Consider the following 7,521-nt stretch of genomic DNA (forward strand, 5'->3'; position numbering starts at 1 on the left):
ATCCTTCCTTGAGGATTAGTATTATGGAGACACTTCAAAAATTGTTCTTAGTAGGTTTTTTATTAGTTTCTATAATTCCATTAACTCAATTAATGACAACAATAAATAATTCTATTGTAGATATATTCGCCACACAAGTAGATTGGTCAGATGGAGGAAGAGTAGCTAATAATAGTGGTACAATAGCAGGACTTGTTGTAGAATTATTTTATTTTATAGCTAATTTATATCTTAATTTTGTATATATTATGAGAAGTATAATGATAGCAATATTAGTTGCAACAGGCCCTTTCTTTGTAGTAACTATGGCTTTTACTGTAAAAGGAAAAGGGTTATTTGATAACTGGAGTAAAGAATTAATTGCTAATGTATTCTTGCAAGCTTTTCATGCATTTTCATTTGCTTTTATATTAAATGTTCAAGGGGCAAGTAGGGGAATAGAAGAATTAGTAATAGCTTGTTCTTTAGTACCATTAACAGAATTCTTTAGAACAATGATATTTGGACAAAGTGGAAATTTTGCTATTACGCAAGGTAAGATGTTAGCCAAGCAAGGAGCTACACTTGCTACAAAAACAGGAGAAGCTTTTAGTACAAGTTCTAATCACAAAAGTTCTAATAAGCACAATAAAGAAAGTAATTTTAAAGATGATAAAACTAAACAAAATTCAAATAAACTACAAAATAGTACAAAAACAAAACTAGGTAAAGCGATGGGAATAGCAGGAAAAGTATCACAAAAGACATTTGATGGAGCATTAGCTACTTCTAAAATGGCATCTGGCTTAGCACTTGGTGGAGATGTAAGCGATGGAGCTACAGACTTTAGGAGCATGATAGAGAGTGGCAAACAAGACTTTATGGGCAGAATAGAAGGGTTTAGTAGTAAAAATTATAATAAAAATGGGGTGTTAGGCTACAAGGAAACAGGAACAGGAAAACAGCCTATTAGAAGTAAAAACTATTTACAAGGCCGTGGACTTGATTATGTTTCCCATAAGGGTGGAGGAACTTTATTAATAAAAGATAGAAACAGGTTGAATAAAGATGATAAAGAAAATTTACAAGCATTGGAAGACAGTTGGAATAATCCAAACACAGATAGAAACTTATTTCTAAAGAAAAATGGGATAGATAATATATTGACAAATAAATCTGGAATAACAAGTATAGGGTATAACAAACAAGGTTTAAAGAAGCTAAATATTAATAAGGTAAAAGAAGGAGACCATTTTGGAGAGAAAGCACTATATGAAGACAGAATTAATAATAAGTTAAACCCTGTCTATACATTTAAACCTATACAAACCTTAAAACCACAAATAAAAGAGGAAGATAATAATACTAGGGAAAAGGCTAATTAAGGTCTTTTCCTTTCTGTTTATTATAGAAATTTGAATTTATAAAAAGTAAGGAGGTTGGATGATTTATGAAAAAAAGTATTTTTATAATGTTAATAATAATGATTTATATAACTGGAATAACAGTTTTCTCAGAAGAAGAAGGACTAAAAGATAATGACTATTTAAAAAGTGGAATAGAAACTTTGGATAAAATTAATAAAAAAAGTAGTTATCCAATTAAAGATCCAGCAGATAAAGAAGCATTGGACAAAACCACTTCTTATATTACAAGAAAACAAGATGAAGCTATATGGGCTTTACAAGTATTAGCCCAGCCTATCTGTATAATTGTTTTTCTCATAAATGCTTATATTACTTTAATAGGTGGCATAGGTAGCCACAAAATGAAGTGGTCTGGATTTACAGGGATGATATTGAGTATAGTGGTATATACAATAATTTTATATGTTCAAACTATTTTCCAGATTTCAGTTAATTTTATAGGTTCATAGATTATAGAGACAAGTCCTAAGGACTTGTCTCTATTTATATGTTTATATTTAAAGAGTTCTAGCAAAAGGTATTTTCTATATCAAATTCAAGCTCAATAAATTTGTCATAGTAGTTTTCTGCCATTTTATCTAGTATTCTTTCATATTCTTCTTTGGATATCTTTTTACCTAAGTTTTTTTCAATTTGTTTTTTTGTCATCATTTATATCTCCTTTTAGATTATTTGGAAGTTTATTTATATAAAAGAACTGGCCAGTTCTGAAAACTTCTTATAAAATCATGATGATAAATTTTTGAACAAAAATCAATAGTTTTGCGAAAAAAATTACAACTTAAAATTTTGAAAGATAGATTAACAACTGAAATTGCTTAGTTCAGGGCTAAAAAATTTTTCTTGAAATTTGATTTATTTATTATAGATTAACAACTAAAAAAGAGCCTTGATTAAATTCAAGGCTCTTTTAGGTTGGGTATTAAGTTTAACTTAAATTACAATGTAAATCTTCTAAATCTTTTAATATCATATTTTTCAAATCTTTATCATTAAATTCATGATTTTCATTAAGTTCTACATCAAACTCAAAGAAATCACTATTTAAAGACCCTCCGAAGGTATTAAAGATTACTGATATATTTCTAAAATCTAAATCATCTAACGCATCCCAACTTTCATTGTTAAATATTTTTTTTACCTCATTTTCGTGAATTCTAATTGTTTTAATCATAAACACATTCCTCCTTATAATTTTTTTATTATTTTTAATTTATAAAGTATAAGGAGTATCCGTCTTATCGTTCTTCGCTTATAAATTCCTTTCCCTAATCTTATAACAAGCTTCTACTCCAAGATGAGCAAAAGGGCTTGTCTAAGTTAAATTCATTCCAGTAAGATTTATAACCTATTTAATTTTCCAATCTATTATCTTAACCAGTTTGAATTCGCTAAACAGCACCCTTTTTTTATCATTAATTTTGTTGCATACTTAATATATACTATGTAATTCTTGTCCAAAAATAACTGAAATTAAAAATTGATTTAATTATTTTTTTCATGATGACCTATATTTTTATAGAAGTCAAGTTCAAATTGTTAAACTATTTTACAGAGAAAAGAACCCTATTTGATAGAGTTCTTTTAAGCTGATTGTTTAGCATTAATGCTATTAAAGTCTATATTTCCTTTTTCTAACACAAAATCACAAGCCTTTTGAGCTTTAGAGCAAGCTGATGTTAATAAAGTAAGGTCTTCTCTTATTGCTTTTAACCAGCCATTTAAATAAGCCACAGAGTTCTCCTCTGTTTTGGTACTCTCTATACCAAGCAGACCTCTAACAAATGATGCACCAAATTCTGCTACTAACTCTTCCTTTGAATAACTACTACTACCAAAGTTTCCTGATAAATCTCTATTCAATCTACTTTTATTTCCTGTAGAATGAATTATCTCATGGAAACAAGTAGAATAAAATTCTTGAATGTTTTCAAATTGACTACGATCAGGAACATTAATAGTATCTGATGGAGGACTATAAAATGCTCTGCTACTGCCTTTAATTTCTTGAAAATCAATATTTTCGTTTTTGACATAATTATCAATTAAATCTTCACTAAGTTTATTGGCTTGGTGCTCATAACCTTTAAATTTATCCCATTTAGGTTCAAGGTTTTTAACATCATCCAAATGATATACTTTATAGTACCTTAAAAAGAATTGAGTTTTTTCTTCTGTTTCTCCAGTTTCTTCATTTTTAACTTTTTTAGTAAATGGAGACCAGAAGATAATTTGATACTGCTTACAACCTTTTTTCAATTTGATACTTTTATCTTTCTGCCTAAGTTTTTTGATTTGCTTATAGGTTATATACTCTCCACCTTTTTCTAATAAGACAGTATTTATACCCCTATAAAATTTACCTGTGATATGACTTCTAGGAAAACCACCTACCCACGGTTTTTCCCAAGGCAATACCTTATCATCTTTAATAGCATCTTTAATTTTCTTTATGTACCTTTCTTGAATAATTTGATATACAGATTTTTTACTCATAAATTCTACACACTCCTTTTTTATTTTTCATATTGATAAATTTTTGAAATAATTTCAAGGGCAAGTCCCCAAAAAATAAAAAAGGAGCTTCTAAGCATAATTCTGGACATGATAATTCCCAACTAAAATATTTCCCAGTTGAATTATTCCCAGCCTGTTTGAATTAAGCTTTAAAAGCTCCCAAAATTTCTTTATTTCAATTAACTAAATATATTAGATTATATGTATCTAGCTAGCTTTTATAAAAAAAATTCAGAAACCTATTGAAATAAATAGAAAAATTCTACATAATACATACACAATAAAAAATAGAAGGAGATGTTTATATGAATACATTAAGTAAATCAAGAGAAAATTATGACTTTATAAAAATTTTGAAAGAATATGATGATATCATAAAGCTAGAATATACTCACAAAACAGGAGATAAAATTGTTTTTGATGTATTTAAACATGTAAAAACATATAGGGTAAAAGAAAATGGTAAATACATAACAAAAGTAGATAAGCATTATGATAGGCAAGTCAATTTGTTATGGACATCGACAAGGGGAGTGTAAAAAAATCTGTGCTTAAGTGAAAAATAAAACTCCTTTCTGGCAATAATTAAAAGTAATAATAATTTAAGCCAGAAAGGAGTTTTTCTATGTCAACTTTATCAAAAGAAATACTTAGACAAATCATTACTGATGGAGATTTAAAAACTACAGGAGATCTGCAGTCATATTTAAAAGATATGTTCAAAGGTGCTCTTCAAGAAATGTTAGAAGCCGAATTAGATATTGAATTAGGATACCAAAAAGGAGATAGAAAGAATAAAAAAACACCTAATAGAAGAAATGGTCATAGTCAAAAGAAAATGAAAACTCAATTTGGAGAAATGGAATTAAATGTACCAAGAGATAGAAACGGTGAATTCGAACCTAAAGTTGTGCCTAAAAACAAAAGAAATATCTCCGGTATTGAACAAAAGATAATATCTCTTTACGCACGGGGAATGTCAACTAGAGATATACATGATCAAATCAATGAAATATATGGCATTGAGGTATCTGCCGAAATGGTAAGCAAGATAACTGAAAAAATAATCCCCGAGATTAATCAATGGCAAAGTAGACCTTTAGATCCTATGTACCCTTTCGTATTTATGGATGCAATACATTTTAAAGTGCGTCAAGACAATCAAATAGTGAAGAAAGCTGCTTATGTAGTATTAGCTGTTAATAAAGATGGTTTAAAAAATGTATTGGGTATATGGATAGGGGAAAATGAAACATCAAAGTTCTGGTTATCAGTACTCAATAGTTTGAAAAATAGAGGATTAGAAGATGTAATGGTTTTCTGTGTTGACGGATTAAGTGGCTTTAATCAGGCCATAGAAGCTACCTATCCTAATGCTGAAGTACAAAGATGTATCATACATCAGATAAGAAACACACTAAAGTATGTACCTTACAAGGATAGAAAAAAGCTTGCTAAAGACTTGAAAACAATCTATACAGCTCCAGATGAAGAGAGTGGATTTGAGGCTCTAATGGGTGTTAGAGAAACCTGGGATAAAAAATATCCTTATGCTATAAAGAGTTGGGAAGATAACTGGGATTCATTAAGTACATTTTTTAAATACTCTAATGATGTTAGAAAGATAATATATACAACTAACATAATAGAGAGTCTCAATAGGCAATATAGAAAAGTAACTAAGACAAAATCTATATTCCCATCAGACGAATCATTAGAGAAGATTTTGTACTTAGCTACTAAAAATATCACTAAAAAATGGAGTAGAAGATATGATAATTGGGATATAATAGTAAACCAATTATGTATCATGTACGAAGAAAAATTCGAACAATATCTATAAAAACTACACCATTTTAAAATATATTATACCCAAATTAGCTAGATAAGTATACATGAGTATCAATTTAAGTTTAGTATTATGCTATATAATGGCATACTTCCTCATTATAAGAATTATTACCAAAATAATACTAAAAAATGCATATATAGGTATAATCTTGGTAATAATAATATTAAATTACAGTAGTTAATATTTGATTTGAATGGATACTTATCTACTTGTCAGAACGGAGTAATCACACTATAAAAGCACAAAGTTATTTACAGACCCTCGACAAGTGGAAATAAAGTTCTCCCTAATTCAAAAGTTAAGCTTGAAGTAGAATTGTTTGGTGATGAAAGAGTTAAGAAGTTTATAGAAAGTGTATTATTAAGAGATTTCCTGAACTAAATAAAACAACAAAAGCCCTTGATTTTCTGATTGAGGGCTTATTAGATATATAAACAATTATACAAATCATACTAATATATAGATCTTTTACTCATATTCTCAAGTTTCCTTTTAGTCTTTACACTAAAACAATATCGCAAGGGATAAACATAAAAAAGAGTCCTAATAGATAGGACTCTAGCCTTTTAAATATATAAAGCCCCTTACTCTAAAAAAGTAAAGGGCTTTTGTTATGTCATAAAACATATAAAGACTTTAATTATATATAGTTCTAGTTCATAATGCTACTGCTAAAAGAATATATAAACATCTATATAAAACGTATATACCTTTAAAAATAGCAGGCATATAGTTATTTTTATAATTCTCTAATCTATAATTATACAAAGAGAAAAGAACTTGTCCTTTAACTAGGGAGGAAACAAGTTCTTTAACAAAAGTGAGGTTCTTTTTAAAACATTTTTTTATTTAATTGTTATTATACTATATACATAATAACTAAAAATATTCACTAAAAGTGTTTTAGAACCTCCACAAAATATTAATAAAAGGAGGTCATTTTTTTATGATTAAAGTAATTAAATCTACTGGTAAATATATGATTATAGACCACACTACTAGAACTCAAAACTTTATTAAAGACTATGATTTTTTTAATGAATTTGAAGAATATGGATTTAGAACAATAGAAGATTTTGTCAAAGCATTTGTATATGGCGAAATAGATAAAGATATAATGGAACAGTTAAAAGAAAAAATGAGGGCAGAAAATGTAGAACAAGAGAAAAAGGAAAATTTACAAAGAAAAAAGGAAGGCTATAAGAAGAAGCTTAGAAAAGAGAAAAAAGAGCAATTAATAAAAAAATATAAAGAAAAGTACCCAGATAAAGGCTATGGGGAAATAATTAAAATGGCAATAGCTAAAGTAGATAATAAAGTTGATTGGAAGTTCTATATTAGACTAACAGACAAGGAGAAAAAGAGCCTTAAAAGGAAAATGATATTAAAGAAGAAAGATATTAAAGCATTTATAGAAGACATAGCCTTAGAAGAAGATGAATTTGAAACTATAAAACAAGTGTATAACTATGTTTCAGAAGAAATAAATTTCAGAAATTATTTTAATATAACATATGTAATAGCAGACTGTCCATTTATAAAGGGACACAAAAGTGTACTTAATAAATATCAAAATTTCTATAAGGTTATGAGCTTTAATCCCAAGAAACAGGAAGGAGTTATATTTAATATTTGGGATCTATTGGATTCATATAACATAGATATATTTAACTTTATAAAAATGAAGAAGCTAAAGGTTGATGAAGTAGAAGAATACAATAGAAGAAAAAAGGAATATAATAAGAA

At 27.9% G+C, this 7,521-nt stretch carries 8 protein-coding genes; 5 read left to right on the plus strand and 3 right to left on the minus strand.

Annotated elements, in window-relative coordinates; genetic code table 11:
* A partial coding sequence (locus V6137_RS19995) for a type IV secretion system protein (protein ID WP_425449733.1) occupies positions 1–1,364 on the plus strand: 1,364 nt, incomplete at its 5' end.
* Between the two features lie 65 nt (positions 1,365–1,429).
* Positions 1,430–1,855: a hypothetical protein gene (locus tag V6137_RS20000; protein WP_425449734.1), complete on the plus strand. Its 426-nt coding sequence runs from the start codon at positions 1,430–1,432 to the stop codon at positions 1,853–1,855.
* A gap of 58 nt (positions 1,856–1,913) precedes the next feature.
* On the opposite strand, the gene V6137_RS20005 is transcribed toward V6137_RS20000, so the two are convergent.
* The 3 genes from V6137_RS20005 to V6137_RS20015 all read right to left on the minus strand — a co-directional run bounded on the left by V6137_RS20005 (position 1,914) and on the right by V6137_RS20015 (position 3,902).
* The gene (locus tag V6137_RS20005) at positions 1,914–2,054 is read right to left on the minus strand and encodes a hypothetical protein (protein ID WP_425449735.1); all 141 of its coding nucleotides are present in this window, start codon (positions 2,052–2,054) and stop codon (positions 1,914–1,916) included.
* Between the two features lie 280 nt (positions 2,055–2,334).
* Positions 2,335–2,580 (minus strand): hypothetical protein, encoded by a 246-nt coding sequence (locus tag V6137_RS20010; RefSeq protein WP_425449736.1) that lies wholly within the window; start codon positions 2,578–2,580, stop codon positions 2,335–2,337.
* Positions 2,581–2,990: 410 nt separating this feature from the next.
* Positions 2,991–3,902, minus strand: a complete 912-nt coding sequence (locus V6137_RS20015) for an ArdC family protein (RefSeq protein WP_425449737.1) — start codon at positions 3,900–3,902, stop codon at positions 2,991–2,993.
* A 326-nt stretch (positions 3,903–4,228) separates the two neighbouring features.
* Between V6137_RS20015 and V6137_RS20020 the strand changes: the two genes are divergently transcribed.
* The 3 genes from V6137_RS20020 to V6137_RS20030 form a co-directional block, all read left to right on the plus strand.
* A complete protein-coding gene (locus tag V6137_RS20020) occupies positions 4,229–4,462 on the plus strand; it encodes a hypothetical protein (RefSeq protein ID WP_425449738.1) in 234 nt (77 codons plus the stop codon).
* A gap of 86 nt (positions 4,463–4,548) precedes the next feature.
* Positions 4,549–5,766 carry an IS256 family transposase gene (locus V6137_RS20025; RefSeq protein WP_425449739.1) on the plus strand — a complete coding sequence of 406 codons (1,218 nt, stop codon included), beginning with the start codon at positions 4,549–4,551 and terminating at the stop codon, positions 5,764–5,766.
* 955 nt (positions 5,767–6,721) lie between these two features.
* Positions 6,722–7,521 (plus strand): hypothetical protein (locus V6137_RS20030; protein WP_425449740.1); only part of this gene is annotated, 800 nt, incomplete at its 3' end.

The organism is Dethiothermospora halolimnae, assembly GCF_037577855.1.
Classification (GTDB): Bacteria; Bacillota; Clostridia; order Tissierellales; family VENL01; genus Dethiothermospora; species Dethiothermospora halolimnae.

Coding starts and splice junctions, on each gene's coding strand:
- V6137_RS20000 (WP_425449734.1), top strand. CDS start 1,430: ATGAAAAAAAGTATTTTTATAATGTTAATAATAATGATTTATATAACT.
- V6137_RS20005 (WP_425449735.1), bottom strand. CDS start 2,054: ATGACAAAAAAACAAATTGAAAAAAACTTAGGTAAAAAGATATCCAAA.
- V6137_RS20010 (WP_425449736.1), bottom strand. CDS start 2,580: ATGATTAAAACAATTAGAATTCACGAAAATGAGGTAAAAAAAATATTT.
- V6137_RS20015 (WP_425449737.1), bottom strand. CDS start 3,902: ATGAGTAAAAAATCTGTATATCAAATTATTCAAGAAAGGTACATAAAG.
- V6137_RS20020 (WP_425449738.1), top strand. CDS start 4,229: ATGAATACATTAAGTAAATCAAGAGAAAATTATGACTTTATAAAAATT.
- V6137_RS20025 (WP_425449739.1), top strand. CDS start 4,549: ATGTCAACTTTATCAAAAGAAATACTTAGACAAATCATTACTGATGGA.